The sequence below is a fragment of the Escherichia sp. WS568 genome (assembly GCF_046486085.1).
GTDB classification, from domain to species: Bacteria; Pseudomonadota; Gammaproteobacteria; order Enterobacterales; family Enterobacteriaceae; genus Escherichia; species Escherichia coli.
Map to the genome: position 1 here is coordinate 137,901 of NZ_JBJQMC010000004.1, position 24,696 is coordinate 162,596.

A 24,696-nucleotide genomic window follows, 5' to 3' on the forward strand; every position below is an offset into this window, starting at 1 on the left:
GCTGGTTTGTTCCCCTCACCCCGGAGGGGCGAGGGGGCTGTCCGTGCGCTTTTAACCCGTAATCCCCAATAGTGCCGAAGCACTCGCCTTACCGCTCAACAACTCATCAGTCTTACCCTGCCAGGCGATGCGCCCGTCGGCGACCACCACCGAGCGCGTGGCGATCCGCGCCGCATCTTCCACACTGTGCGACACCATCAATAGCGTCATTTTTTGCTGTTGGCAGCTCGTGCTCACTAGCGTCAACATCTCCTGGCGTAACGCCGGATCGAGCGCAGAGAACGGTTCATCGAGCAATAAAATCGGCTGTTCGCGTACCAGACAACGCGCTAACGCCACGCGCTGTCGCTGACCGCCGGAAAGCTCGCCCGGTAACCGCGCCATTAAATTATCAATTCCCATTTGACGGGCGATAGCGTGCATTTTCTCCTGCTGCGCCGAATTTAGTTTCAATCCCGGATTTAGCCCCAGCCCAATGTTCTGCGCGACCGTCAGGTGACTGAACAGGTTGTTCTCCTGAAACAGCATCGACACCGGACGGCGTGACGGCGGCGTCGTGGTGTGATCAACGCCATCGATAGTCAGCGAACCGCTGGCTGGCGTCAGAAAACCGGCGATCAAATTCAGCAGGGTACTTTTACCCGCGCCGCTTGGCCCGAGGATCGCCACCTGCTCGCCGCGTTCTACCGTTAAGCTAAAACGCATCGGCAAATGGTGATAAAGCCAGGTGATATCAGTCAGTTTTAACATTTCGCCCCGGTAGTTTTTCAATCACAGTAAACAGCAGAAAACAGAGTAGCAGCATAATTAACGCGGTGACCGCGCCGTCCTGGCTGCGATAGGAGCCAATTTGCTGGTAGAGATAAAACGGCAGGGTACGGAAATCATCGTTACCGAACAACGCCACCACGCCAAAATCACCAATCGACAGCACACAAGCAAAGGCCAGTGCCTGCGCCAGCGGACGTTTCAGGGCGCGCAGCTCCACCACTTTTAAGCGTGACCAGCCTTCAATGCCCAGCGACTGACATAACATGTTGTAGCGAGCGGTGATATCGCGCATCGGGTTTTCCAGCACTTTCAGCGCATAAGGGATCGCCATTAACGCATTGGTGAAAATCACAATGCCGTCAGCAGATTGTGGCAGGCCGATAGTGTTGTTGAGCAGTAAAAAGAAGCCCGTTGCCAGCACAATCCCCGGCATGGCGAGGATCAACATGCCGCTCATCTCCAGCGCCTGGCCGGCCAGCATTTTCTGCCGCGCCCGCAGTTCGCGACTGCTCCATAGCAGCATCATGGTCAGCACTACGCACAATACGCCTGCCGCCAGCGCAATACGCAACGAGGTCCACAGCGCCTGCCACAGCACCGGTTGTGCCAGCACTTCCGGCAACTGGCGATTTACCCCATCGACGATCACCGCCAGTAACGGTGGCAGCAATAGCAGCAGCGCCAGCACAATTAACACAGTGTCGCAAATGCGGCTATGCAGACGATCGTCCGGGTCGCGCCAGCCTTGCAGCAGCGTGGTGCCTGGCGCAATGGCCTTACTCAATCGCTGACTCAGCAGCACCAGCCCAAGGCAACACACCATCTGGATCAGCGCAAGCATCGCCGCGCGGGCAGGATCGTAGTCGTAACTCAGCGCCTGATAAATAGCCAGCTCGATAGTGGTCGCCTGCGGACCGCCCCCCAGCGATAGCACGGTGGCGAAGCTGGCGAAACAGAGCATAAAGATAAGCGCAGCAACTGGCGGGATTTGTCGACGTAACCACGGCCATTCGACAAAGCGGAAAAAATGCCAGCCGCGCATCCCAAGTTGTGCGGCAAGTTGACGTTGTTCGCCGGGAATGTTTTCCAGTGCCTGAAGTAATAAACGGCTCGCCATCGGCAGATTAAAAAATACGTGCGCCAGCAAAATACCTTGCAGGCCGTAGGGCGAAAAGGTCCACTCCAGACCAAGTGATTGCCAGAGCGAGGCCAGCCAGCCCTGGCGACCATAGACGCTAAGAATGCCGAAAACAGCGACCAGCACCGGGAGGATCAAGGTCATTGCGCACAGACGCAACAGCGCCAGCCGACCTGGAAAGCGCCTGCGATAGAGGGCGCGGGCGAGGAATATCGCCGGAACGACAGAGAGCAGCGCCGAGAGAAACGCCTGCCAGAAGGAGAAGCGCACCACATGCCACAGATAGCTGTCCTGCCAGACTGCCACCCAGTCACCCTGCGGCGCGTTCCACCACAGGGCGAGAAACGCCGCCAGCGCAACCGCCACCACAAGCGTAGCGGCGCTTACACCTGGAATTAACCAGCCGGGAATTAACGGCTGACGGCGCGTTGCCATTCGCTAATCCATGCCTGACGTTGTGCCGCCACTTCGGCTGGCGTGAACTCCAGCGTGGTTGCCGGTTTGGTCAATTGTTCAAACCCGGCAGGCAGCGTGACATTTGCCACCGGATACATCCAGTTGCCGGTTGGGATCGCATTCTGGAAAGCCGGAGAAACCATAAACTGGAGAAATTTTTGCGCCAGCTCTGGCTGCTTGCTGGCAGCGGTGCGGGCGGCGACTTCCACCTGCAGATAGTGACCTTCGCTGAAGTTCGCGGCGGCGTAGTTATCTTTCTTCTCTTCGAGAATGTGATAAGCCGGAGAGGTGGTGTAACTCAGAACCAGATCGCTTTCGCCTTTTAAAAACAGGCCGTAGGCTTCGCTCCAGCCTTTGGTGACCGTGACAGTTTTCTTCGCCAGTTTCTGCCAGGCTTGCGGGGCGTTATCGCCATAGACTTTTTGCATCCATAGCAACAGACCCAGCCCCGGTGTACTGGTACGTGGATCTTCATAAATCACCCGCCAGTTTTGATCGCTTTCAACCAGCTCTTTCAGGCTTTGCGGCGGATTTTTCAGTTTGTTCTTGTCATAGACGAAGGCGAAATAGCCGTAATCAAACGGGACGAAAGTGTCATTATTCCAGCCGCCGGGAACGTTAACGGCATCCGCAGCCACACCGCTTTTAGCAAACAGCCCGGTTTTGCTGGCGGCATCTAACAGATTGTTATCCAGCCCCAGCACCACATCGGCTTTGCTGTTTTTGCCTTCCATCCGTAGACGGTTGAGAAACGAAACGCCATCTTCCAGAGCCACCAGTTTCAGTTCGCAATTACAGTCGGCTTCAAAGGCTTTTTTAACCACCGGACCAGGCCCCCAGTCGGCGGCGAAGGAATCGTAGGTGTAGACGGTCAGAACGGGTTTAGCGAAAACGGGCGCTGTGCACAGCAACAGCAGGGGAAGATATTTTTTTAACACTTTGCACCTCAAAGAAGAGTGGCAAAGGACTTGAGAAGGAGCCTCAAATCCCTTCGCCGGCGTTATCCGGATCAGGTTCGACGGGTATTTTCTCAGCGCACGCGGCAGCGTGGCACCCCGTTGAGAACGGCGTTAGTGTAGTGATTTTGTTATCAACCAGCAATCCATAGAGAAGGCGTATTAAAAAAGCCAATATTCGTTCAGCTATCAAGGACGTATTTGCATAGCTGGGAAGCTTTGAACCGAAAGAATCCCTTAGCACAGTCAAAATCGGTAATGCAACGGCTTATTGCGTGAATGAGCGATTTTTGACAGTATTCTTATTCAGGACGCTTATTCTGAGTTTTTAACTCAGAGTGGAGCTATCAGCATGAAAGTAAGAAACCCAGAACAGATTAGTATCTCTGCTAGTAATACCACTAAAGATCCAGGCCTTACTCATTCTCAGATTATGAGGATGTTTAACCTGGTCAAAAAGACCGAGAATATGAATCTCTTTGAAGCGCTATGGGAGACGTTACGCAATCTCTTCCGGTCAGATAAACATTCCCAGGCTGCGGCAAGGCAAATTCTGAAGGATGCATTTTATTTCCATAATAGTGATGACTACTCAAAATACTTTACCGGGGCTGTCGACGGGGATGCGCGTGATAAGTTTACCCACTGGCTGATAAATTTTAATAAACTCAAAGAACATGCAATAGATCCGGAAAATATGGCCGCGAAGGCCTCACTCTCGCCAAAAGATACGTTAAGAGTCAGTTTTTTTATTGGCGATGAGGCGATATTTACTCTGGAGTTGCAGATGAAAGAGAACACCAGGACCGGGTGCATTGATCTGAGTAATGCTTACTTTAACGGGGTTGTCATTTGTGGTATTGACCGTCTCGAGGTTGACCTGAGCAATGCTGAAATGAACAATAGCAGATGGTATGACTGACCTGTGCGAGGTTAACCTGAAAAAGCTGACCGTTCCGGCCAGAACAAGGCCAGACTGCGCCGTTATTGATTAACTCAGAATATGAAAGAGGGGCTGGAGTGCCCCTTCTTTAATCTTATTTGCGACGCTAATCAGACGATGCATAAAACAGAGAAAATATAAAAGTAATGTATTTTATTCATTCCGTCTGAATATAAAAAACGCGCTCATGACCGCCAAAAGGCGCAAGCTACTCTGGATCCGGCGGCGCAAACCACGCTGATTTAAAATCGAACCAGCCGAGGGTGTTCATACGTAGACCGCGCATACTGCGTTGCCCCTGAATGATCAGCCAGTGGTGGATAAGCGGCACCATTGCTTTGCTGGCGACCAGTTGCTGGCACCAGTTCGCCAGGTTCATTTCGCCATTGCGCCAGCGGGCGGCGTCGGCTTGCCAGTCGATCGGAAGACAGTGTTGGAGCAGCGGCACCTCGCACAAGTGCGCGAACAGCGAAAAATCCAGCGGCAGCGTAAAGTTGGCGCTGTTAAGCCAGATATCGCTCTCGATCTCTCCTTCATGCCACTGATCGTAGCTGATCTCTTTGATTTCCAGCGTGACCTGGTGACTTGCCAGAATCTGCTGCATGATCCCGGCAATCACTCGATGCTCAATATGATCCTGATAAAAGGTCAGGGTGAGGCTTTCCAGCCCGGCGGGTTTTTCGCAATGTGTCGGACGAGCATGGTGCCAACGGGGGAGCAGTCCATAAGCCGGGAACCACAGTTGCTGGTACTGTTCCTCAGCGAAATAGACCAGATTAGTTGGAGAAAGCACATAGCTTACCCAGTCCCTGACTTGCTGATTCGCCCCGCGATGGGTGCGGCTGTCGAACAGTAAATAGTAGCAACCTTCCTCCAGGCGGCTTTCAATCTCTTTTTCCTCGCCCTGTGGCCCTTTTAGCATCAGCCCTCCGGCTGGCTCGTCGGCAATTTCCGGCAGAACCCAGACGTTAACTTCGTCGATTAATGCCCGGTAACCGAAGAAGTCATCGAATGCCTGAATTTTCAGTTGATTGGTGCTGTTGCGGATCACCGCATACGGACCGGTGCCGATGGGATGGCTGGCAAAGTTACTGAGGGTTTCCCATTCGCGCGGCAGGATCATCGCCGGAACTTGCCCCAGCAGTAACGGCAACCAGCGATCCGGCTGCGTGAGGTGGATATCCAGCGTCCAGGGCGTCGGCGATACAATTTCAGCAATATGCGAATAGAGCGGCAGCGTATTGATCCGTTTTAAAGAGGCGATCACATCGTCCATTTCCAGTTCACGACCATGATGAAAATGGACTCCTGGACGCAAAAAGAAACGCCAGTGAAGCGGTGATATTTGCTGCCAGTGGTGGGCGATGTCTGCTTCCAGTTCCCCATTTTCCTCATTTATGCGCGTTAGCGAACTGAAGATTTGCCGGGCGATATGGGTTTCGGAACGGCGTAATGCGCTGCCAGGTAGCAGATTACGCAACGGACGATAGTAGAGCACACGCAGGATGTGTCGCCCCTGGCGGAAGCTGCGGCCCAGATGAGAAACCAGCATTTGCCGCACAGTCGCTTTGTCGCCAACCAGTTGCACCAGTTGATCGATACGATCCTGCTCCAGCAGGTCTTCCGCCCGCTGTTGCTGAAGCGCCAGCCCGGTATAGAGGAATGTCAGACGCGAGCGTTTACCGCGCCCGACTTCCGCTTCCCACGTCAGCCAGCCGCGATCCTGCATGGTGTTGAGCAGGGTGCGCATATGACGACGCGAGCAGCTCAATAACGCTGCCAGTTCGTTGAGCGTTGTGTCCTGCGATTTACCCTCGCAGCATTGCCACAGGCGGATGAACTGTTGTTGCAGACGAGCAGATGGCATAAAAGGGGAACTCCTGCGCAAAAGTCAGCAATTTTATTTTCCCTATATTAAGTCAATAATTCCTAACGATGAAGCAAGGAGGTGCCCCATGCGTCAGTTTTATCAGCACTATTTTACCGCGACAGCGAAGTTGTGCTGGTTGCGTTGGTTAAGCGTCCCACAACGATTAACTATGCTTGAAGAACTGATGCAGTGGGAGGGGAGTCATTCTGACTACTGATTTGCGGACATCATGTGTGACTGAGTATTGGTGCTAATCGCCACGCCAGCAGTGATTATCTGCTGGCTTTTTTCTTTTTGGCGATTGAGTGCCGGACGGTGTACAAACTAACGCATAAACGCCGGTTGCTTCTCTTCATAAGACGCAATGGCGTCGTCGTGCTGCAGAGTCAGGCCGATGCTGTCCAGACCGTTCATCATGCAGTGGCGGCGGAATGCATCGATGGTAAAACGATAGGTTTTCTCACCTGCCTTCACCTCTTGCGCTTCCAGGTCCACGTCGAAATGGATCCCCGGATTGGCTTTCACTAGCGCAAACAGCTCATCCACTTCTGCATCGCTTAATTTCACCGGCAGCAGCTGGTTGTTAAAGCTGTTGCCGTAGAAGATGTCAGCAAAACTCGGTGCAATCACCACTTTAAAACCGTAATCGGTCAATGCCCACGGCGCGTGCTCACGCGAGGAACCGCAGCCGAAGTTTTCTCGTGCCAGCAAAATGGAAGCGCCCTGATACTGCGGGAAGTTCAGCACGAAGTCCGGGTTTGGCTGTTGGCCTTTTTCATCCAGAAAACGCCAGTCGTTAAACAGATGCGCGCCAAAACCCGTACGGGTCACTTTCTGCAAAAACTGTTTCGGGATGATTGCATCGGTATCGACATTGGCGGCATCCAGTGGAACCACCAGGCCTGTATGTTTGATAAATTTCTCTGCCATGGTGTGCTCCTTATTTAATGTTGCGAATGTCGGCAAAATGTCCGGTCACAGCCGCGGCGGCAGCCATAGCCGGGCTGACCAGATGCGTGCGCCCGCCGCGCCCCTGGCGGCCTTCAAAGTTACGGTTACTGGTGGAGGCACAACGTTCGCCCGGATTCAGACGGTCGTTATTCATCGCCAGACACATTGAGCAGCCAGGCAAGCGCCATTCAAAACCGGCTTCAATAAAGATTTTATCCAGACCTTCCGCTTCCGCCTGGGCTTTTACCGGGCCAGAGCCGGGAACCACCAGTGCCTGCACGCCTGGCGCGACTTTTCGCCCTTTGGCGATTTCCGCTGCCGCGCGTAAATCTTCAATGCGCGAGTTGGTACAGGAACCGATAAACACTTTATCGATAGCCACTTCGGTCAGCGGAATACCCGGTTTCAGCCCCATATAGGCCAGCGCTTTTTCTGCCGACGCGCGTTCAACCGGATCGGCAAACGAAGCTGGATCGGGAATATTGTCGTTCACGGAAATCACCTGGCCTGGATTGGTGCCCCAGGTGACCTGCGGCGAAATCTCTTCTGCTTGCAGAGTGACAACGGTATCGAAAGTTGCGCCTTCGTCGGTTTGCAGGGTTTTCCAGTAGGCGACGGCGTCGTCGAAATCTTTGCCTTTCGGCGCATGCAGACGGCCTTTGACATAGTTAAAGGTAGTTTCGTCCGGTGCAACCAGACCGGCTTTCGCGCCCATTTCGATTGCCATATTGCACAGGGTCATACGACCTTCCATGCTTAAATCACGGATTGCTTCGCCGCAAAACTCCACCACATGCCCGGTGCCGCCTGCGCTACCGGTTTTACCGATAATCGCCAGCACGATATCTTTCGCGGTAATGCCCGGCGCGGCTTTGCCCTGGACTTCAATTTTCATGGTCTTCGCACGACCCTGTTTCAGGGTTTGCGTTGCCAGTACGTGTTCAACTTCGGAAGTGCCGATACCAAAGGCCAGTGCGCCAAACGCGCCGTGGGTGGCGGTATGTGAGTCGCCGCAGACAATGGTCATCCCCGGCAATGTGACGCCCTGTTCCGGCCCCATTACGTGGACGATCCCCTGATACGGGTGATTCAGGTCATACAGCTCGACGCCAAATTCTTTGCAGTTTTTGATCAGCTCCTGCATCTGGATGCGCGCCATTTCACCGCAGGCATTAATGTCTTTGGTCTGAGTAGAGACGTTGTGATCCATGGTGGCGAAGGTTTTGCCCGGCTGACGTACCGGGCGACCGTGGGCGCGCAGACCATCGAACGCCTGCGGTGAGGTCACTTCATGCACCAGGTGGCGGTCGATATATAACAGCGGGGTTTCGTTTTCGGCTTCGTACACTACGTGAGCGTCGAACAATTTTTCGTATAACGTTTTAGCCATGATTACACCCCTTCTACCACATAGCGGGCAATGATATCGCCCATTTCATTGGTACTAACGGCGGCAGCGCCACGGGCTAAATCCCCGGTGCGAATGCCTTCTTCTAATGCGCGGTTAATGGCGCGTTCAATGGCGGAAGCCGCATCATCGGCATCCAGGCTGTAACGCAGCAGCAGCGCCAGCGACAGAATTTGTGCAATCGGGTTGGCGATATTTTTACCTGCGATATCGGGTGCCGAGCCGCCCGCCGGTTCATACAGACCAAAACCTTGCTCGTTCAGGCTGGCGGAAGGCAACATCCCCATTGAGCCAGTGATCATTGCGCACTCATCAGACAGAATGTCGCCAAACAGGTTGGAGCACAGCAAGACGTCAAACTGTGATGGATCTTTAATCAGCTGCATGGTGGCGTTGTCGATGTACATATGCGCCAGTTCGACATCCGGGTATTCCGTGGCGATCTCGTTAACGATCTCCCGCCATAAAATAGAGGATTGCAGCACGTTGGCTTTGTCGATTGAGGTGACTTTGTGGCGACGCTTGCGGGCAGATTCAAATGCGATGCGGGCAATGCGCTCGATCTCAAAACGGTGGTACACCTCGGTATCAAACGCTTTTTCATATTGTCCGCTACCTTCGCGGCCTTTTGGCTGACCGAAATAGATACCGCCGGTCAGTTCGCGCACACACAGGATGTCAAAGCCGTTTGCGGCAATGTCAGCACGCAGCGGACAGAATGCTTCCAGCCCCTGATACAGTTTTGCCGGACGCAGATTGCTGAATAATTTGAAGTGCTTACGCAAAGGCAGCAGTGCGCCGCGTTCTGGTTGCTGGTCTGGCGGCAAATGTTCCCACTTCGGACCACCTACCGAGCCAAACAGCACGGCATCGGCTTGCTCACAACCTTCAACCGTCGCAGGCGGCAGCGGCTGCCCGTGGTTATCAATGGCTGCGCCGCCTACATCGTAATGGCTGGTGGTGATACGCATCGCAAAGCGGTTGCGCACGGCATCCAGCACTTTCAGCGCCTGGGTCATCACTTCCGGACCAATACCGTCCCCCGGCAATACGGCAATATGGTAATTCTTCGACATCACACGGTTTCCTTGTTGTTTTCGTTGTGTTGAGCTTTGCGTTGCAACTCTTTTTCGACTTCTGCGGCACGCCAGATATTGTTCAGTACGTGCACCATGGCTTTGGCGGAGGACTCGACAATATCGGTGGCCAGGCCGACGCCGTGGAAGCGGCGACCGTTGTAGTTGGCGACAATATCCACCTGACCCAGCGCATCTTTACCGTGACCTTTGGCGGTCAGGCTGTATTTCACCAGTTCGACGTTATAGTCAGTGATGCGGTTTATCGCCTGGTAGACGGCATCGACCGGACCGTTACCGTTGGCGGCTTCTGCTTTGACTTCTTCGCCACAGGCCAGTTTGACGGCGGCAGTGGCAATATCGTTAGAACCTGACTGCACGCTGAAGTAATCCAGACGGAAATGCTCCGGCTCTTCTTGCTGCTTACCGATGAAGGCCAGCGCCTCCAGATCGTAATCAAACACCTGGCCTTTTTTGTCCGCCAGCTTCAGGAAAGCGTCGTACAGGTTGTCTAAATTATATTCACTTTCTTTATATCCCATCTCATCCATGCGATGTTTCACCGCCGCACGCCCCGAACGAGAGGTCAGATTCAGCTGGATTTGGTTCAGACCAATAGATTCTGGTGTCATGATTTCGTAGTTTTCACGGTTTTTCAGTACACCATCCTGGTGGATACCGGAGGAGTGTGCGAATGCGCCGCTGCCAACAATGGCTTTGTTTGCCGGGATCGGCATATTACAAATCTGGCTAACTAACTGGCTGGTGCGCCATATCTCCTGGTGATTAATGGCGGTATGAACGTTGAGAATATCCTTACGAACTTTGATCGCCATGATCACTTCTTCCAGCGAACAGTTACCGGCTCGCTCGCCGATCCCATTCATTGCACCTTCCACCTGGCGCGCTCCGGCATGTACCGCCGCCAGTGAGTTGCCAACTGCCAGGCCTAAATCGTCGTGGGTATGTACGGAGATAATGGCTTTGTCGATGTTAGGCACGCGTTCATACAGCCCGCTGATGATTCCGGCGAACTCAAACGGCATGGTGTAGCCCACGGTGTCCGGAATGTTGATGGTGGTGGCACCGGCGTTAATCGCCGCTTCAACCACGCGCGCCAGATCGGCAATGGGTGTGCGTCCGGCATCTTCGCAAGAAAATTCAACATCATCGGTGTAATTACGGGCGCGTTTCACCATATAGATAGCGCGTTCGATTACTTCGTCCAGCGTGCTACGCAGCTTGGTGGCAATGTGCATTGGTGAAGTGGCAATAAAGGTATGGATACGGAAGGCTTCGGCAACTTTCAGAGATTCAGCTGCCACGTCGATATCCTTTTCCACGCAGCGAGCTAACGCACATACGCGGCTGTTTTTGACCTGGCGGGCGATGGTCTGCACCGATTCGAAATCGCCCGGCGAAGAGACGGGGAAACCGACTTCCATCACGTCAACACCCATACGCTCAAGGGCCAGCGCAATTTGCAGTTTTTCTTTCGCACTCAGGCTTGCCTGTAACGCCTGTTCACCGTCGCGCAATGTGGTATCGAAAATAATAACTTGCTGGCTCATGGTTTGGGTCCTTGTCTCTTTTTGAGCGCCTCGCTTCGGGCATAAAAAAACCCGCGCAATGGCGCGGGTTTTTTGTTTGACTGCGTGCTGGCTTAATGCTGAATGCCGCTCACTCGTCTACCGCGCAAAGAAGATGCGTTTAGTAGTAGTAGACCGATAAAGCGAACGATGTGAGTCATTAAATCAGCTCCAGATGAATACGATATGCTTTTAGAGTTACTGGATACAAAAACGGATGTCAACCCTGACGCAACAAAAACGTTCCGCCAGAGTGAGTTCTGCATTCGTCAAATTAGCTAATTGTGCTGCGGTGGTTAAAACAAGCGATATTAATTTCTGCTTAACCACCGACGCTTTTCATCGGTTGACATATTTCAGAATAAATTTTTGCATCTAATCAACGAGGAAAAGGGGGATAAAATGCACGCGTTACAAAACCTATCTTGATGATTTGTATTGAATTATATGTTTTGCTAATTTTTTGATATTCATTTGGTGAATATTATTGTTCGATTAATGTTAAGAATTAATGCATTAAACATATAAATTAATTATTAAAAAAGCACATTTAATCCATTTTGTGGATGATTGAGTATTCGCGGTAGTTATGATTAGATTGTTTTCGCAACAAAAACATTATGGATTATTATGCTGCGGTAAATGACTCTTTACTCGGCAATGGGTTCTGTTTTTATAAGAACCCGTATCTTTATGTTTTCCTAATTTTTCTCATTTTCCTTTTTCTTATTTTATATGCATGATAAATCATATTCTCGAGGATTATTTCTCTGCATTCCAATAAGGGAAAGGGAGTTAAGTGTGACAGTGGAGTTAAGTATGCCAGAGGTACAAACAGATCAACCAGAGACGGCGGAGTTAAGCAAGCCACAACTACGCATGGTCGATCTCAACTTATTAACCGTTTTCGATGCCGTGATGCAGGAGCAAAACATCACCCGTGCCGCTCATGTTCTGGGGATGTCGCAACCTGCGGTCAGTAACGCGGTTGCACGCCTGAAGGTGATGTTTAATGACGAGCTTTTTGTTCGTTATGGCCGTGGCATTCAACCGACTGCTCGCGCATTTCAACTTTTTGGTTCAGTTCGTCAGGCATTGCAATTAGTACAAAATGAATTGCCAGGTTCAGGTTTTGAACCCGCGAGCAGTGAACGTGTATTTCATCTTTGTGTTTGCAGTCCGTTAGACAGCATTCTGACCTCGCAGATTTATAATCACATTGAGCAAACTGCGCCAAATATACATGTTATGTTCAAGTCTTCATTAAATCAGAACACTGAACATCAACTGCGTTATCAGGAAACGGAGTTTGTGATTAGTTATGAAGACTTCCATCGTCCTGAATTTACCAGTGTGCCATTATTTAAAGATGAAATGGTGCTGGTAGCCAGCAAAAATCATCCAACAATTAAAGGCCCGTTACTGAAACATGATGTTTATAACGAACAACATGCGGCAGTTTCGCTCGATCGTTTCGCGTCATTTAGTCAACCGTGGTATGACACGGTAGATAAACAAGCCAGTATCGCGTATCAGGGCATGGCAATGATGAGTGTACTGAGCGTGGTGTCGCAAACGCATCTGGTCGCTATTGCGCCGCGTTGGTTGGCTGAAGAGTTCGCTGAATCCTTAGAGTTACAGGTATTACCGCTGCCGTTAAAACAAAACAGCAGAACCTGTTATCTCTCCTGGCATGAAGCTGCCGGGCGCGATAAAGGCCATCAGTGGATGGAAGAGCAATTAGTCTCAATTTGCAAACGCTAACTGAATGCAGAATAGGTCAGACATCAATGTCTGGTTTATTCTGCATTTTTTATTGAATGTAGAATTTTATTCTGAATGTGTGTTCTCTCTATTTTAGGATTAATTAAAAAAATAGAGAAATTGCTGTAAGTTGTAGGATTCAGCCGATTTATTATCAATTTAATCCTCTGTAATGGAGGATTTTATCGTTTCTTTTCACCTTTCCTCCTGTTTATTCTTATTACACCGTGTTTATGTCTCTGTCTGCTAATTGCTTAAGCAAGATCGGACGGTTAATGTGTTTTACACATTTTTTCCGTCAAACAGTGAGGCAGGCCATGGAGATGTTGTCTGGAGCCGAGATGGTCGTCCGATCGCTTATCGATCAGGGCGTTAAACAAGTATTCGGTTATCCCGGAGGCGCGGTCCTTGATATTTACGATGCATTGCATACCGTGGGTGGTATCGATCATGTTTTAGTTCGTCATGAGCAGGCGGCGGTGCATATGGCCGATGGTCTGGCGCGCGCGACCGGGGAAGTCGGCGTCGTGCTGGTAACGTCGGGTCCAGGGGCGACCAATGCGATTACTGGCATTGCCACCGCTTATATGGATTCCATTCCCTTAGTTGTCCTTTCCGGGCAGGTAGCGACCTCGTTGATAGGCTACGATGCCTTTCAGGAGTGCGACATGGTGGGGATTTCTCGCCCGGTGGTTAAACACAGTTTTCTGGTTAAGCAAACGGAAGACATTCCGCAGGTGCTGAAAAAGGCTTTCTGGCTGGCGGCAAGTGGTCGCCCTGGGCCCGTGGTCGTTGATTTACCCAAAGATATTCTTAATCCGGCGAACAAATTACCCTACGTCTGGCCGGAGTCGGTCAGTATGCGATCTTACAATCCCACGACCTCCGGGCATAAAGGGCAAATTAAGCGCGCTCTGCAAACGCTGGTGGCGGCAAAAAAACCGGTTGTCTATGTAGGCGGTGGGGCAATCACGGCGGGCTGTCATCAGCAGCTAAAAGAAACGGTGGAGGCGTTGAATCTGCCCGTTGTTTCCTCATTAATGGGGCTGGGGGCGTTTCCGGCAACGCATCGTCAGGCACTGGGCATGCTGGGAATGCACGGCACCTACGAAGCCAATATGACGATGCATAACGCGGATGTGATTTTTGCCGTCGGGGTGCGTTTTGATGACCGAACGACGAACAATCTGGCGAAGTACTGCCCAAATGCCACGGTTCTGCATATCGACATTGATCCTACTTCCATTTCTAAAACCGTGACTGCTGATATCCCGATTGTGGGGGATGCTCGCCAGGTCCTTGAACAAATGTTTGAACTCCTGTCGCAAGAATCCGTCCATCAACCGCTGGATGAGATCCGCGACTGGTGGCAACAGATTGAACAGTGGCGCGCTCGTCAGTGCCTGAAATATGACTCTCACAGTGAAAAGATTAAACCGCAGGCGGTGATCGAGACTCTTTGGCGGTTGACGAAGGGAGACGCTTACGTGACGTCCGATGTCGGGCAGCACCAGATGTTTGCTGCGCTTTATTATCCATTCGACAAACCGCGTCGCTGGATCAACTCTGGCGGCCTCGGCACGATGGGGTTTGGTTTGCCTGCGGCACTGGGCGTCAAAATGGCGTTGCCAGAAGAAACCGTGGTTTGCGTCACTGGCGACGGCAGTATTCAGATGAACATCCAGGAACTGTCTACCGCCTTGCAATACGAGTTGCCGGTACTGGTGGTGAATCTCAATAACCGCTATCTGGGGATGGTGAAACAGTGGCAGGACATGATCTATTCCGGCCGTCATTCACAATCTTATATGCAATCGCTACCCGATTTCGTTCGTCTGGCGGAAGCCTATGGTCACGTCGGGATCCAGATTTCTCATCCGCAAGAACTGGAAAGCAAACTTAGCGAGGCGCTGGAACAGGTGCGCAATAATCGCCTGGTGTTTGTTGATGTCACCGTCGATGGCAGTGAGCACGTCTACCCGATGCAGATTCGCGGGGGCGGAATGGATGAAATGTGGTTAAGCAAAACGGAGAGAACCTGATTATGCGCCGGATATTATCAGTCTTACTCGAAAATGAATCAGGCGCGTTATCCCGCGTGATTGGCCTTTTTTCCCAGCGTGGCTACAACATTGAAAGCCTGACCGTTGCGCCAACCGACGATCCGACATTATCGCGTATGACCATCCAGACCGTGGGCGATGAAAAAGTGCTTGAGCAGATCGAAAAGCAATTACACAAGCTGGTCGATGTATTACGCGTGAGCGAGTTGGGGCAGGGGGCGCATGTTGAGCGGGAAATCATGCTGGTGAAAATTCAGGCCAGCGGCTACGGGCGTGACGAAGTGAAACGTAATACGGAAATATTCCGTGGGCAAATTATCGATGTCACACCCTCGCTTTATACCGTTCAATTAGCAGGTACCAGCGATAAGCTTGATGCATTTTTAGCATCGATTCGCGATGTGGCGAAAATTGTGGAAGTTGCTCGCTCTGGTGTGGTCGGACTTTCGCGCGGCGAAAAAATAATGCGTTGAGAATGATCTCAATGCGCAATTTGCAGCCCAACATGTCACGTTGGGCTTTTTTTGCGAAATCAGTGGGAACCTGGAATAAAAGCAGTTGCCGCAGTTAATTTTCTGCGCTTAGATGTTAATGAATTTAACCCATACCAGTACAATGGCTATGGTTTTTACATTTTACGCAAGGGGCAATTGTGAAACTGGATGAAATCGCTCGGCTGGCGGGAGTGTCGCGGACCACTGCAAGCTATGTTATTAACGGCAAAGCGAAGCAATACCGTGTGAGCGACAAAACCGTTGAAAAAGTCATGGCTGTGGTGCGTGAGCACAATTACCACCCGAACGCCGTGGCAGCTGGGCTTCGTGCTGGACGCACACGTTCTATTGGTCTTGTGATCCCCGATCTGGAGAACACCAGCTATACCCGCATCGCTAACTATCTTGAACGCCAGGCGCGGCAAAGGGGTTATCAACTGCTGATTGCCTGCTCGGAAGATCAGCCCGACAACGAAATGCGCTGCATTGAGCACCTTTTACAGCGTCAGGTTGATGCCATTATTGTTTCGACGTCGTTGCCACCTGAGCATCCTTTTTATCAACGCTGGGCTAACGACCCGTTCCCGATTGTCGCGCTGGACCGCGCCCTCGATCGTGAACACTTCACCAGCGTGGTTGGTGCTGATCAGGATGATGCCGAAATGCTGGCGGAAGAGTTACGTAAGTTTCCCGCCGAGACGGTGCTTTATCTTGGCGCGCTGCCGGAGCTTTCTGTCAGCTTCCTGCGTGAACAAGGCTTCCGTACTGCCTGGAAAGATGATCCGCGCGAAGTGCATTTCCTTTATGCCAACAGCTATGAGCGGGAGGCAGCTGCCCAGTTATTCGAAAAATGGCTGGAAACGCATCCGATGCCGCAGGCGCTGTTCACAACGTCATTTGCGCTGTTGCAAGGGGTGATGGATGTCACGCTACGTCGTGACGGCAAACTGCCTTCTGACCTGGCAATTGCCACCTTTGGCGATAACGAACTGCTCGACTTCTTACAGTGCCCGGTGCTGGCAGTGGCTCAACGTCACCGCGATGTCGCAGAGCGTGTGCTGGAGATTGTCCTGGCAAGCCTGGACGAACCGCGTAAGCCAAAACCTGGTTTAACGCGCATTAAACGTAATCTCTATCGCCGCGGCGTGCTCAGCCGTAGCTAAGCCGCGAACAAAAATACGCGCCAGGTGAATTTCTCTCTGGCGCGTTGAGTACGGGAATGGACATCAATATCCTTAAAGTAAATAAGACTATTCCTGGCTATTATTGATAAATGCTTTTAAACCTGCCCGTTAATTACCTCACCAGCTGAAATTCACAATAATTAAGTGATATCGATAGCGCGTTTTTGCATTATTTTGTTACATGCAGAGATGAATTGCCGATTTAACAAACACTTTTCTTTGCTTTTGCGCAAACCCGCTGGCATCAAGCGTCACACAGACGCAACAGGGACTGTTAACCGGGGAAGATATGTCCTAAAATGCCGCTCGCGTCGCAAACTGACACTTTATATTTGCTGTGGAAAATAGTGAGTCATTTTAAAACGGTGATGACGATGAGGGATTTTTTCTTACAGCTATTCATAACGTTAATTTGCTTCGCACGTTGGACGTAAAATAAACAACGCTGATATTAGCCGTAAACATCGGGTTTTTTACCTCGGTATGCCTTGTGACTGGCTTGACAAGCTTTTCCTCCGCTCCGTAAACTCCTTTCAGTGGGAAATTGTGGGGCAAAGTGGGAATAAGGGGTGAGGCTGGCATGTTCCGGGGAGCAACGTTAGTCAATCTCGACAGCAAAGGGCGCTTATCAGTGCCTACCCGTTATCGGGAACAGCTGCTTGAGAACGCTGCCGGTCAAATGGTTTGCACCATTGACATTCATCACCCGTGCCTGCTGCTTTACCCCCTGCCTGAATGGGAAATTATCGAGCAAAAATTATCGCGTCTGTCGAGCATGAACCCGGTTGAGCGCCGTGTGCAGCGCCTACTGTTAGGTCATGCCAGCGAATGTCAGATGGATGGCGCAGGTCGATTGTTAATCGCGCCAGTACTGCGGCAACATGCCGGGCTGACAAAAGAAGTGATGCTGGTTGGACAGTTCAACAAGTTTGAGCTGTGGGATGAAACAACCTGGCATCAACAGGTCAAGGAAGATATCGACGCAGAGCAGTTGGCTACCGGAGACTTATCGGAGCGACTGCAGGACTTGTCTCTATAAAATGATGGAAAACTATAAACATACTACGGTGCTGCTGGATGAAGCCGTTAATGGCCTCAATATCCGTCCTGATGGCATCTACATTGATGGGACTTTTGGTCGCGGTGGTCACTCACGTCTGATCCTCTCGCAGCTTGGCGAAGAGGGGCGTTTGTTGGCGATCGATCGCGACCCGCAGGCTATCGCCGTTGCGAAGACTATTGATGATCCGCGCTTCTCCATCATCCACGGACCTTTCTCCGCGCTGGGCGAATACGTTGCCGAGCGCGATCTTATCGGCAAGATCGATGGCATTCTCCTCGATCTTGGCGTCTCTTCACCGCAACTTGATGATGCTGAACGCGGTTTTTCCTTTATGCGCGATGGTCCGCTGGACATGCGTATGGACCCAACCCGTGGGCAGTCAGCCGCTGAATGGCTACAAACCGCAGAAGAAGCCGATATCGCCTGGGTATTGAAAACCTATGGTGAAGAGCGTTTTGCCAAACGCATTGCCCGCGCCATTGTCGAGCGAAACCGCGAACAGCCGATGACCCGCACCAAAGAACTGGCGGAAGTCGTGGCTGCTGCAACGCCGGTGAAAGATAAGTTTAAACATCCCGCGACCCGGACCTTCCAGGCGGTGCGCATTTGGGTAAACAGTGAACTGGAGGAGATAGAGCAGGCGCTAAAAAGCTCGCTCAACGTGCTGGCCCCGGGTGGGCGGCTTTCGATCATCAGCTTCCACTCGCTGGAAGACCGTATTGTGAAACGTTTTATGCGTGAAAACAGCCGCGGTCCGCAAGTTCCGGCAGGGTTACCGATGACTGAAGAGCAGCTCAAAAAACTGGGTGGCCGTCAGCTGCGAGCACTAGGCAAGTTAATGCCGGGCGAAGAAGAGGTGGCTGAGAATCCTCGTGCCCGTAGTTCAGTTCTGCGTATTGCAGAGAGGACGAACGCATGATCAGCAGAGTGACAGAAGCTCTAAGCAAAGTTAAAGGATCGATGGGAAGCCACGAGCGCCATGCATTGCCTGGTGTTATCGGTGACGATCTTTTGCGATTTGGGAAGCTGCCACTCTGCCTGTTCATTTGCATTATTTTGACGGCGGTGACCGTGGTAACCACGGCGCACCATACCCGTTTACTGACCGCTCAGCGCGAACAACTGGTGCTGGAGCGAGATGCTTTAGACATTGAATGGCGCAACCTAATCCTTGAAGAGAATGCGCTCGGCGACCATAGCCGGGTGGAAAGGATAGCCACGGAAAAGCTGCAAATGCAGCATGTTGATCCGTCACAAGAAAATATCGTAGTGCAAAAATAAGGATAAACGCGACGCATGAAAGCAGCGGCGAAAACGCAGAAACCAAAACGTCAGGAAGAACATGCCAACTTTATCAGTTGGCGTTTTGCGTTGTTATGCGGCTGTATTCTCCTGGCGCTGGCTTTTCTGCTCGGACGCGTAGCGTGGTTACAAGTTATCTCCCCGGATATGCTGGTAAAAGAGGGCGACATGCGTTCTCTTCGCGTTCAGCAAGTTTCCACCTCCCGCGGCATGATTACTGACCGTTCTGGTCGCCCGTTAGCGGTGAGCGTGCCGGTTAAAGCGATTTGGGCTGACCCGAAAGAAGTGCATGACGCTGGCGGTATCAGCGTCGGTGATCGCTGGAAGGCGCTGGCTAACGCACTCAACATTCCGCTGGATCAGCTTTCAGCCCGCATTAACGCCAACCCGAAAGGGCGCTTTATTTATCTGGCGCGTCAGGTAAACCCTGACATGGCAGAGTACATCAAAAAACTGAAACTGCCGGGGATTCATCTGCGTGAAGAATCTCGCCGTTATTATCCATCCGGCGAAGTGACCGCTCACCTCATCGGCTTTACTAACGTCGATAGTCAGGGGATTGAGGGCGTCGAGAAGAGTTTCGATAAATGGCTTACCGGGCAGCCGGGTGAGCGCATTGTGCGTAAAGACCGCTATGGCCGCGTAATTGAAGATATCTCTTCCACCGACAGTCAGGCGGCGCACAACCTGGCGCTGAGTATTGATGAACGCCTGCAGGCGCTGGTTTATCGCGAACTGAACAACGCGGTGGCCTTTAACAAAGCTGAATCTGGTAGCGCCGTGCTGGTGGATGTCAACACCGGTGAAGTGCTGGCGATGGCTAACAGCCCGTCATACAACCCAAACAATCTGAGTGGCACGCCGAAAGAGGCGATGCGTAACCGTACCATCACTGACGTGTTTGAACCGGGTTCAACGGTTAAACCGATGGTGGTGATGACCGCGTTGCAACGTGGCGTAGTGCGGGAAAACTCGGTACTGAATACCGTTCCTTATCGAATTAACGGCCACGAAATCAAAGACGTGGCACGCTACAGCGAATTAACCCTGACCGGGGTATTACAGAAGTCGAGTAACGTCGGTGTTTCCAAGCTGGCGTTAGCGATGCCGTCCTCAGCGTTAGTAGATACTTACTCACGTTTTGGACTGGGAAAAGCGACCAATTTGGGGTTGGTCGGAGAACGCAGTGGCTTATATCCTCAAAAACAACGGTGGTCTGACATAGAGAGGGCCACCTTCTCTTTCGGCTACGGGCTAATGGTAACACCGTTACAGTTAGCGCGAGTCTACGCAACTATCGGCAGCTACGGCATTTATCGCCCACTGTCGATTACCAAAGTTGATCCCCCGGTTCCCGGTGAACGTGTCTTCCCGGAATCCATTGTTCGCACCGTGGTGCATATGATGGAAAGCGTGGCGCTACCGGGCGGTGGCGGCGTGAAGGCGGCGATTAAAGGCTATCGTATCGCCATTAAAACCGGTACCGCGAAAAAGGTCGGGCCGGACGGTCGCTACATCAATAAATATATTGCTTATACCGCAGGCGTTGCGCCTGCGAGTCAGCCGCGCTTCGCGCTGGTTGTTGTTATCAACGATCCGCAGGCGGGTAAATACTACGGCGGCGCCGTTTCCGCGCCGGTCTTTGGTGCCATCATGGGCGGCGTATTGCGTACCATGAACATCGAGCCGGATGCGCTGACAACGGGCGATAAAAATGAATTTGTGATTAATCAAGGCGAGGGGACAGGTGGCAGATCGTAATTTGCGCGACCTTCTTGCTCCGTGGGTGCCAGACGCACCTTCGCGAGCACTGCGAGAGATGACACTCGACAGCCGTGTGGCTGCGGCGGGCGATCTCTTTGTAGCTGTAGTAGGTCATCAGGCGGACGGGCGTCGATATATCCCGCAGGCGATAGCGCAAGGTGTGGCTGCCATTATTGCAGAGGCGAAAGATGAGGCGACCGACGGTGAAATCCGTGAAATGCACGGCGTACCGGTCATCTATCTCAGCCAGCTCAACGAGCGTTTATCTGCACTGGCGGGCCGCTTTTACCATGAACCCTCTGATAATTTACGTCTTGTAGGCGTAACGGGCACCAACGGCAAAACCACGACGACCCAGCTGCTGGCACAGTGGAGCCAACTGCTTGGCGAAACCAGCGCGGTAATGGGCACCGTTGGTAACGGCCTGCTGGGGAAAGTGATCCCGACAGAAAATACCACCGGTTCGGCAGTCGATGTTCAGCATGAGCTGGCGGGGCTGGTGGATCAGGGCGCGACTTTTTGCGCAATGGAAGTCTCTTCCCACGGGCTGGTACAGCATCGCGTGGCGGCGCTGAAATTTGCCGCATCGGTCTTTACCAACTTAAGCCGCGATCACCTTGATTATCATGGTGATATGGAACACTACGAAGCCGCGAAATGGCTGCTTTATTCTGAACATCGTTGCGGTCAGGCGATTATTAACGCCGACGATGAAGTGGGCCGCCGCTGGCTGGCAAAACTGCCGGACGCGGTTGCGGTATCAATGGAAGATCATATCAATCTGAACTGTCACGGACGCTGGTTGAAAGCGACCGAAGTGAACTATCACGACAGCGGTGCGACGATTCGCTTTAGCTCAAGCTGGGGCGATGGCGAAATTGAAAGCCATCTGATGGGCGCTTTTAACGTCAGCAACCTGCTGCTTGCGCTGGCGACACTGCTGGCACTCGGCTACCCGCTCGCTGATCTGTTAAAAACCGCCGCGCGTCTGCAACCGGTTTGCGGACGTATGGAAGTGTTCACTGCGCCAGGCAAACCGACGGTGGTGGTGGATTACGCGCATACGCCGGATGCACTGGAAAAAGCCTTACAGGCGGCGCGCCTGCACTGTGCGGGCAAGCTGTGGTGCGTCTTTGGCTGTGGTGGCGATCGTGATAAAGGCAAACGTCCACTGATGGGCGCAATTGCTGAAGAGTTTGCTGACGTGGCGGTGGTAACGGACGATAACCCGCGTACCGAAGAACCGCGTGCCATCATCAACGATATTCTGGCGGGAATGTTAGATGCCGGACATGCCAAAGTGATGGAAGGCCGTGCTGAAGCGGTGACTTGCGCCGTTATGCAGGCTAAAGAGAATGATGTGGTACTGGTCGCGGGCAAAGGTCATGAGGATTACCAGATTGTTGGCAATCAGCGTCTGGACTACTCCGATCGCGTCACGGTGGCGCGTCTGCTGGGGGTGATTGCATGATTAGCGTAACCCTTAGCCAACTTACCGATATTCTCAACGGTGAACTGCAAGGTGCAGATATTACCCTTGATGCTGTAACCACTGACACGCGAAAACTGACGCCGGGCTGCCTGTTTGTTGCCCTGAAAGGCGAACGTTTCGATGCTCATGATTTTGCCGACCAGGCGAAAGCTGGCGGCGCAGGCGCACTACTGGTTAGCCGTCCGCTGGATATCGATCTGCCGCAGTTAATCGTCAAGGATACGCGTCTGGCGTTTGGTGAACTGGCTGCATGGGTTCGCCAGCAAGTTCCGGCGCGCGTGGTTGCTCTGACAGGTTCCTCCGGCAAAACATCCGTTAAAGAGATGACGGCGGCGATTTTAAGCCAGTGCGGCAACACGCTTTATACGGCAGGCAATCTCAACAACGACATCGGCGTACCGATGACGCTGTTGCGCTTAACGCCGGAATACGATTACGCAGTTATTGAACTTGGCGCGAACCATCAGGGCGAAATTGCCTGGACTGTGAGTCTGACTCGCCCGGAAGCGGCGCTGGTCAACAACCTGGCAGCGGCACATCTGGAAGGTTTTGGCTCGCTTGCGGGTGTCGCGAAAGCGAAAGGTGAAATCTTTAGCGGCCTGCCGGAAAACGGTATCGCCATCATGAACGCTGACAACAACGACTGGCTGAACTGGCAGAGCGTAATTGGCTCACGCAAAGTGTGGCGTTTCTCACCCAATGCCGCCAACAGCGATTTCACCGCCACCAATATCCATGTGACTTCGCACGGTACGGAATTTACCCTGCAAACCCCAACCGGTAGCGTGGATGTTCTGCTGCCGTTGCCGGGGCGTCACAATATTGCGAATGCGCTGGCAGCCGCTGCGCTCTCCATGGCCGTGGGCGCAACGCTTGATGCTATCAAAGCGGGGCTGGCAAATCTGAAAGCTGTTCCAGGCCGTCTGTTCCCCATTCAACTGGTAGAAAACCAGTTGCTGCTCGACGACTCCTACAACGCCAATGTTGGTTCAATGACTGCAGCAGTCCAGGTACTGGCTGAAATGCCGGGCTACCGCGTGCTGGTGGTGGGCGATATGGCGGAACTGGGCGCTGAAAGCGAAGCCTGCCATATACAGGTGGGCGAAGCGGCAAAAGCAGCTGGTATTGACCGCGTGTTAAGCGTGGGCAAACAAAGCCATGCTATCAGCACCGCCAGCGGCGTTGGCGAACATTTTTCCGATAAAACTGCGCTTATCGCGCGTCTTAAATCACTGATTGCTGAGCAACAGGTAATTACGATTTTAGTTAAGGGTTCACGTAGTGCTGCCATGGAAGAGGTAGTACGCGCTTTACAGGAGAATGGGACATGTTAGTTTGGCTGGCCGAACATTTGGTCAAATATTATTCCGGCTTTAACGTCTTTTCCTATCTGACGTTTCGCGCCATCGTCAGCCTGCTGACTGCGCTGTTCATCTCATTGTGGATGGGCCCGCGCATGATTGCTCATTTGCAAAAACTTTCCTTTGGTCAGGTGGTGCGTAACGACGGTCCTGAATCACACTTCAGCAAGCGCGGTACGCCGACCATGGGCGGGATTATGATCCTGACAGCGATTGTGATCTCCGTACTGCTGTGGGCTTATCCATCCAATCCGTACGTCTGGTGCGTACTGGTGGTGCTGGTAGGCTACGGCATCATTGGCTTTGTTGATGACTATCGCAAAGTGGTGCGTAAAGACACCAAAGGGTTGATCGCTCGTTGGAAGTATTTCTGGATGTCGGTCATTGCGCTGGGTGTTGCCTTCGCGCTGTACCTTGCCGGCAAAGACACGCCCGCAACGCAGCTGGTGGTTCCGTTCTTTAAAGATGTGATGCCGCAACTGGGGCTGTTCTACATTCTGCTGGCTTACTTCGTCATTGTGGGTACAGGCAACGCGGTAAACCTGACTGATGGTCTTGACGGTCTGGCAATTATGCCGACCGTATTTGTCGCCGGTGGTTTTGCGCTGGTGGCGTGGGCGACCGGCAACATGAACTTTGCCAGCTATTTACACATACCGTATCTACGACACGCCGGGGAACTGGTCATTGTCTGTACCGCGATAGTCGGGGCAGGGCTGGGCTTCCTGTGGTTTAACACCTATCCGGCGCAGGTCTTTATGGGCGATGTCGGTTCGCTGGCGTTAGGTGGTGCGTTAGGTATTATCGCCGTACTGCTGCGTCAGGAATTCCTGCTGGTGATTATGGGGGGCGTGTTCGTGGTAGAAACACTTTCCGTCATCCTGCAGGTCGGCTCCTTTAAACTGCGCGGACAACGTATTTTCCGCATGGCACCGATTCATCACCACTATGAACTGAAAGGCTGGCCGGAACCGCGCGTCATTGTACGTTTCTGGATTATTTCGCTGATGCTGGTCCTGATTGGTCTGGCAACGCTGAAGGTACGTTAATC

Annotated in this window: 24 protein-coding genes and 1 riboswitch; of the genes, 14 read left to right on the plus strand and 10 right to left on the minus strand. The window is 52.4% G+C overall.

From position 1 onward, the window contains the following. Positions 1-51: 51 nt before the first annotated feature. Genes thiQ through thiB form a run of 3 tightly spaced genes read right to left on the minus strand, consistent with a single transcriptional unit; the run spans position 52 to position 3,303 of the window. Positions 52-750, minus strand: a complete 699-nt coding sequence (gene thiQ, locus ACJHWR_RS06295; protein WP_000916300.1) for a thiamine ABC transporter ATP-binding protein ThiQ — start codon at positions 748-750, stop codon at positions 52-54. Continuing rightward, complete coding sequence (gene thiP / locus ACJHWR_RS06300) at positions 734-2,344, minus strand: thiamine/thiamine pyrophosphate ABC transporter permease ThiP (protein WP_000235673.1); 1,611 nt, start codon at positions 2,342-2,344, stop codon at positions 734-736. Before thiP ends, thiQ begins: the two co-directional genes overlap by 17 nt. Then, positions 2,320-3,303, minus strand: a complete 984-nt coding sequence (thiB, locus tag ACJHWR_RS06305; protein ID WP_012311838.1) for a thiamine ABC transporter substrate binding subunit — start codon at positions 3,301-3,303, stop codon at positions 2,320-2,322. The genes thiP and thiB overlap by 25 nt, the downstream gene beginning before the upstream one ends. Before the next feature lie 30 nt (positions 3,304-3,333). Then, positions 3,334-3,433: riboswitch (TPP riboswitch) on the minus strand. A gap of 240 nt (positions 3,434-3,673) precedes the next feature. Here thiB and espY2 point away from each other — a divergent pair. Beyond that, the gene (gene espY2, locus ACJHWR_RS06310) at positions 3,674-4,243 is read left to right on the plus strand and encodes a T3SS effector EspY2 (protein WP_000868330.1); all 570 of its coding nucleotides are present in this window, start codon (positions 3,674-3,676) and stop codon (positions 4,241-4,243) included. A gap of 229 nt (positions 4,244-4,472) precedes the next feature. Here the strand turns inward: espY2 and sgrR are convergent, their stop codons facing one another. Beyond that, the gene (gene sgrR / locus ACJHWR_RS06315; protein ID WP_001138631.1) at positions 4,473-6,131 is read right to left on the minus strand and encodes a DNA-binding transcriptional regulator SgrR; all 1,659 of its coding nucleotides are present in this window, start codon (positions 6,129-6,131) and stop codon (positions 4,473-4,475) included. An 88-nt stretch (positions 6,132-6,219) separates the two neighbouring features. Here sgrR and sgrT point away from each other — a divergent pair, with 88 nt between their 5' ends. Further along, the gene (gene sgrT, locus ACJHWR_RS06320; RefSeq protein WP_001248768.1) at positions 6,220-6,351 is read left to right on the plus strand and encodes a glucose uptake inhibitor SgrT; all 132 of its coding nucleotides are present in this window, start codon (positions 6,220-6,222) and stop codon (positions 6,349-6,351) included. A gap of 107 nt (positions 6,352-6,458) precedes the next feature. Here sgrT and leuD read toward each other — a convergent pair whose 3' ends face one another. From leuD to leuL, 5 genes are all read right to left on the minus strand, one after another. Then, positions 6,459-7,064: a 3-isopropylmalate dehydratase small subunit gene (gene leuD / locus ACJHWR_RS06325; protein WP_000818231.1), complete on the minus strand. Its 606-nt coding sequence runs from the start codon at positions 7,062-7,064 to the stop codon at positions 6,459-6,461. A gap of 10 nt (positions 7,065-7,074) precedes the next feature. Next, a complete protein-coding gene (gene leuC / locus ACJHWR_RS06330; RefSeq protein WP_001140652.1) occupies positions 7,075-8,475 on the minus strand; it encodes a 3-isopropylmalate dehydratase large subunit in 1,401 nt (466 codons plus the stop codon). A 2-nt stretch (positions 8,476-8,477) separates the two neighbouring features. Next, positions 8,478-9,569: a 3-isopropylmalate dehydrogenase gene (gene leuB, locus ACJHWR_RS06335; RefSeq protein ID WP_000042358.1), complete on the minus strand. Its 1,092-nt coding sequence runs from the start codon at positions 9,567-9,569 to the stop codon at positions 8,478-8,480. Next, complete coding sequence (gene leuA / locus ACJHWR_RS06340) at positions 9,569-11,140, minus strand: 2-isopropylmalate synthase (protein ID WP_000082807.1); 1,572 nt, start codon at positions 11,138-11,140, stop codon at positions 9,569-9,571. The genes leuB and leuA overlap by 1 nt, the downstream gene beginning before the upstream one ends. Positions 11,141-11,232: 92 nt before the next feature. Continuing rightward, entirely contained in the window at positions 11,233-11,319 is an 87-nt protein-coding gene (gene leuL / locus ACJHWR_RS06345; protein ID WP_001300467.1) for a leu operon leader peptide, read from the minus strand. A 658-nt stretch (positions 11,320-11,977) separates the two neighbouring features. On the opposite strand from leuL, the gene leuO reads away from it, so the two are divergent. Next, positions 11,978-12,922: a transcriptional regulator LeuO gene (gene leuO / locus ACJHWR_RS06350; RefSeq protein ID WP_001361829.1), complete on the plus strand. Its 945-nt coding sequence runs from the start codon at positions 11,978-11,980 to the stop codon at positions 12,920-12,922. Between the two features lie 154 nt (positions 12,923-13,076). Here leuO and ACJHWR_RS06355 read toward each other — a convergent pair whose 3' ends face one another. Beyond that, a complete protein-coding gene (locus tag ACJHWR_RS06355; RefSeq protein WP_120795371.1) occupies positions 13,077-13,121 on the minus strand; it encodes a protein YabR in 45 nt (14 codons plus the stop codon). Positions 13,122-13,239: 118 nt separating this feature from the next. On the opposite strand from ACJHWR_RS06355, the gene ilvI reads away from it, so the two are divergent. The 11 genes from ilvI to mraY all read left to right on the plus strand — a co-directional run bounded on the left by ilvI (position 13,240) and on the right by mraY (position 24,694). Next, complete coding sequence (ilvI, locus tag ACJHWR_RS06360; RefSeq protein WP_000425650.1) at positions 13,240-14,964, plus strand: acetolactate synthase 3 large subunit; 1,725 nt, start codon at positions 13,240-13,242, stop codon at positions 14,962-14,964. Positions 14,965-14,966: 2 nt separating this feature from the next. Next, positions 14,967-15,458, plus strand: coding sequence for an acetolactate synthase small subunit (ilvN, locus tag ACJHWR_RS06365; RefSeq protein WP_001353460.1), 492 nt, complete (start codon positions 14,967-14,969; stop codon positions 15,456-15,458). An 11-nt stretch (positions 15,459-15,469) separates the two neighbouring features. After that, on the plus strand, positions 15,470-15,556 hold the full coding sequence (locus ACJHWR_RS06370) for a fruR/shl operon leader peptide (protein ID WP_001303787.1): 87 nt from the start codon (positions 15,470-15,472) through the stop codon (positions 15,554-15,556). Positions 15,557-15,637: 81 nt separating this feature from the next. Next, positions 15,638-16,642, plus strand: a complete 1,005-nt coding sequence (gene cra, locus ACJHWR_RS06375; protein ID WP_000762401.1) for a catabolite repressor/activator — start codon at positions 15,638-15,640, stop codon at positions 16,640-16,642. A 601-nt stretch (positions 16,643-17,243) separates the two neighbouring features. After that, positions 17,244-17,702, plus strand: coding sequence for a division/cell wall cluster transcriptional repressor MraZ (gene mraZ / locus ACJHWR_RS06380; protein WP_001295770.1), 459 nt, complete (start codon positions 17,244-17,246; stop codon positions 17,700-17,702). A gap of 1 nt (position 17,703) precedes the next feature. Then, positions 17,704-18,645, plus strand: a complete 942-nt coding sequence (gene rsmH, locus ACJHWR_RS06385; protein ID WP_000970479.1) for a 16S rRNA (cytosine(1402)-N(4))-methyltransferase RsmH — start codon at positions 17,704-17,706, stop codon at positions 18,643-18,645. Then, positions 18,642-19,007, plus strand: a complete 366-nt coding sequence (gene ftsL / locus ACJHWR_RS06390) for a cell division protein FtsL (RefSeq protein ID WP_000625658.1) — start codon at positions 18,642-18,644, stop codon at positions 19,005-19,007. Before rsmH ends, ftsL begins: the two co-directional genes overlap by 4 nt. A gap of 15 nt (positions 19,008-19,022) precedes the next feature. Further along, positions 19,023-20,789 (plus strand): peptidoglycan glycosyltransferase FtsI, encoded by a 1,767-nt coding sequence (gene ftsI, locus ACJHWR_RS06395; protein WP_000642212.1) that lies wholly within the window; start codon positions 19,023-19,025, stop codon positions 20,787-20,789. Then, positions 20,776-22,263, plus strand: a complete 1,488-nt coding sequence (murE, locus tag ACJHWR_RS06400) for a UDP-N-acetylmuramoyl-L-alanyl-D-glutamate--2,6-diaminopimelate ligase (protein ID WP_000785133.1) — start codon at positions 20,776-20,778, stop codon at positions 22,261-22,263. Before ftsI ends, murE begins: the two co-directional genes overlap by 14 nt. After that, positions 22,260-23,618: a UDP-N-acetylmuramoyl-tripeptide--D-alanyl-D-alanine ligase gene (gene murF / locus ACJHWR_RS06405; RefSeq protein ID WP_000626677.1), complete on the plus strand. Its 1,359-nt coding sequence runs from the start codon at positions 22,260-22,262 to the stop codon at positions 23,616-23,618. Before murE ends, murF begins: the two co-directional genes overlap by 4 nt. Further along, entirely contained in the window at positions 23,612-24,694 is a 1,083-nt protein-coding gene (mraY, locus tag ACJHWR_RS06410; protein WP_000964122.1) for a phospho-N-acetylmuramoyl-pentapeptide-transferase, read from the plus strand. The genes murF and mraY overlap by 7 nt, the downstream gene beginning before the upstream one ends. The last annotated feature ends 2 nt before the right edge of the window (positions 24,695-24,696 follow it).